This is a genomic window from Sulfurovum sp. bin170 (assembly GCF_010892395.1).
Classification (GTDB): domain Bacteria; phylum Campylobacterota; class Campylobacteria; order Campylobacterales; family Sulfurovaceae; genus UBA1140.
Map to the genome: position 1 here is coordinate 1 of NZ_JAACKB010000370.1, position 2983 is coordinate 2983.

Consider the following 2983-nt stretch of genomic DNA (forward strand, 5'->3'; position numbering starts at 1 on the left):
ATTTTAATATATAGTACTCAGGAAAGATAGACTCTATCTTTTTCACTCCCAACATCTCTTTTTGATTCTCTGATAACTCTAGTATTTTATCTGTATGAAAACCTTTAAAGTCTGTTGTTCCTTTATATATATAGTCCTTACCCCTACCTAAATCAAAATAGACAATACTTATAGAGATAACTTTCACAGTCTCTTTATAAGCTTTTCCTTTTTCTAAATGTTCCACTATCACTTTTGAAGTCTCAAACAGAATTCTATGAAAATAGTCTATCTCACTAGCAAACTGTATCTCTACAATAATTATCTCTTTTTTGCTATTTTCTACTTTTAGATCAACTCTGTTTAGCTTCTGACTTGCATGGTCTTGATTTCCCTCACTCTCTAGTACTTGAAGGATTTTTATATCTTCAAAGAGCAGTTCAGAGAGGAAACCCTCTAAAATATCGAAGTTGGCTTTGCTTCGCAGGAGTCGTTTTATTGCCCAGTCGAAGCTTATTAGTTCTCGCTCCATTTTTTGCCTTTTTACTGTTTTTTGTTAGATTTATTATACTCTTTGGGGGCTTAGAGGCTCTTTTGTACTTTGACATTGGTTACAACTAAAGAAGAGAACTAACCCCTCATACTATAAGTATAAATTATCAAACTATCGCCCTAAACTCCAACTGTTGATTAACATAAAGTGGTCTAATAACCTTTTTAATACCATGTCCAGCATTTATCTCTTTTGAAATATCTATCAACTGATATTTGGATAGAAGTTCCAAATCTCTATTGAGACTAGATGGACTTTTTTTTAGCTCCTTCAACATCACCGAGTAATAGACCTCTGTTTTGGTTTTCAAATACTGTATAACCTTTGTTCGTGTAGGCTTTAAGATATTTAACAAATCCTCTGTCTCCATCCAAATTGTATGTTTAGGAGTAACTTTTAGACCACCATCAATCTCTTTAGCTGTTGCTTCTGCTGAAGCAAAAAAATCATCTATCGTTCCATTTCTAATCTCTACCATTGGATAAACTCCTTTATATCATTTTTGAATCTCTGAACTAACTCTTGATAGTTAACAAAATCATCAAGCTCATATATCTCACCAAAATAGTGTTTATGATGAAAGTTATGGCTATTATCATACCCCATCACTCTTCCATTGTCATTTGGAAATATATCTCTATTGATGTAAACCATATTATATTTTATGATTTCATCTCTGTACTCCCACGCTTCAAACTTAATCATCCCTCCACCATTTCGAGAGGGAACAATAAACTTTTCATCAATGACTTTGCTATATTGTTTCTTTTTTGACATATTAAATTATAGCAGATTTAGTTGTTTTTGTAAAGCTGTAATTGTAATTTGATATGAGTTAAAATTTAATTAGTGGACAAAACAATTTTTCACTATAATATACCCCTTTGTCAAGAGCACTTAAAAAAATCCTTATTCCAGCAACTTATTTGCTCCCCAATCTAAGTAGCAATAAGATTTTGATATAATTCCAAAAAATTATCTACAGGTAAAAATTATGATTGATTTAAAATATCTACAAAAAAACTTCGATGAAGCAAGTGCAAAACTGTCAAAAAAAGGTGTCGACGGTGAGGCACTAGAAAATCTAAAAACTCTTTTTTCTAATCTAAAAGATGCAAATGCAAGATTAGAAGTGGCAAAAGCAGACCAAAATAGAATGTCAAAACTTTTTGGTGAGTATATGCGTGAAAAAAAGGATATTACTGAGCTTAAAGCAAAAGTAGATGCTAACAAAGAGGTAATTGTAGTACTTCAATCTACAGCAAATAAGGCAAATGATGCACTTCAAACTATCGCTCTTGCTATGCCAAATCTACCTGATGATTCCGTGCCGATTGGTACTGATGAGGATGATAATGTTGAGCTTAGAAAAGTTCTTACTCCAAGAGTTTTTGATTTTGAGCCAAAAGAGCATTGGGCATTGGCAGAGATAAATGGGTGGATAGATTTTGAGCGAGGTGTCAAACTTGCAAAGAGCCGTTTCTCTGTTCTAAGAGGTGACGCAGCTAGATTAGAGAGAGCTTTGATAAACTTCTTTTTGGATGTTAACCGTGAGAAAGGTTTTGAAGAGGTCTGTGTACCTTTTATAAATAACGCTTCTATGTTACAAGGCACAGGACAGCTTCCTAAGTTTGAGGATGACCTCTTTAAGATAGAAGATGAGAATCTATATCTTATCCCAACAGCAGAGGTGCCACTGACCAATCTATATAATGATGAGATTTTAACAGACAAAGAGCTTCCGATACTGCTCACAGGATATACACCTTGCTTTAGAAAAGAGGCAGGGAGTGCAGGACGAGATACTAGAGGGATGATTCGACAGCACCAATTTAATAAAGTTGAGATGGTGGCTATTGCCAATCCAAATGAAAGTGATAAAATCTTTGAGATGATGGTAGAGAACGCTTCTGACATCTTGACTCAACTAGGACTTCCACATAGAGTCGTGGAGCTTTGTGGTGGTGACCTTGGATTTTCGGCTGCAACGACTATTGACCTTGAGGTTTGGTTGCCAGGACAAGATAAATATCGTGAGATTTCATCTATCTCAAACACCAGAGAGTTTCAAGCAAGACGAGCAAAGATACGATATAGAGATGGGAAAAAGAATCGATTGGTTCATACGCTAAATGGTTCAGCTCTTGCTGTTGGAAGAACACTTGTGGCTATTATGGAAAACTATCAAAATGAGGATGGCTCTATAGAGATACCCAAAGTACTCAAAAAATATATGTAAAGCACAAAAGAACAAAATATGCTATAATATAAGTTAGAAAATTATACAGGAGATAAAATGTTCAAAAAATTTCTAATGACCTCGATATGTACTTCAGGTCTGCTTCTAGCTCAAAGTGGTGTTGGCATCAATGTAAATGAGGATGATTTTGAGATTGAGGGGACTCTTGATTCCAGAAATTTACAAGCTCTACAGACAAGTAGTACTATCTA

General features: G+C 34.6%; 4 protein-coding genes. 1 reads left to right on the forward strand and 3 read right to left on the reverse strand.

The features are described 5' to 3' along the window. The 3 genes from GSY74_RS08835 to GSY74_RS08845 form a co-directional block, all read right to left on the reverse strand. Nucleotides 1–511 (reverse strand): Rpn family recombination-promoting nuclease/putative transposase (locus GSY74_RS08835; RefSeq protein WP_164664742.1); only part of this gene is annotated, 511 nt, incomplete at its 3' end. 127 nt (nt 512–638) lie between these two features. Next, nucleotides 639–1010 carry a transcriptional regulator gene (locus tag GSY74_RS08840; protein ID WP_164664743.1) on the reverse strand — a complete coding sequence of 124 codons (372 nt, stop codon included), beginning with the start codon at nt 1008–1010 and terminating at the stop codon, nt 639–641. Beyond that, a complete protein-coding gene (locus GSY74_RS08845; protein WP_164664744.1) occupies nt 1004–1309 on the reverse strand; it encodes a DUF6516 family protein in 306 nt (101 codons plus the stop codon). Before GSY74_RS08845 ends, GSY74_RS08840 begins: the two co-directional genes overlap by 7 nt. Before the next feature lie 217 nt (nt 1310–1526). Between GSY74_RS08845 and serS the strand changes: the two genes are divergently transcribed. Further along, nucleotides 1527–2771 (forward strand): serine--tRNA ligase, encoded by a 1245-nt coding sequence (serS, locus tag GSY74_RS08850; protein WP_164664745.1) that lies wholly within the window; start codon nt 1527–1529, stop codon nt 2769–2771. The last annotated feature ends 212 nt before the right edge of the window (nt 2772–2983 follow it).

Coding starts and splice junctions, on each gene's coding strand:
- GSY74_RS08845 (WP_164664744.1), bottom strand. CDS start 1,309: ATGTCAAAAAAGAAACAATATAGCAAAGTCATTGATGAAAAGTTTATT.
- GSY74_RS08840 (WP_164664743.1), bottom strand. CDS start 1,010: ATGGTAGAGATTAGAAATGGAACGATAGATGATTTTTTTGCTTCAGCA.
- serS (WP_164664745.1), top strand. CDS start 1,527: ATGATTGATTTAAAATATCTACAAAAAAACTTCGATGAAGCAAGTGCA.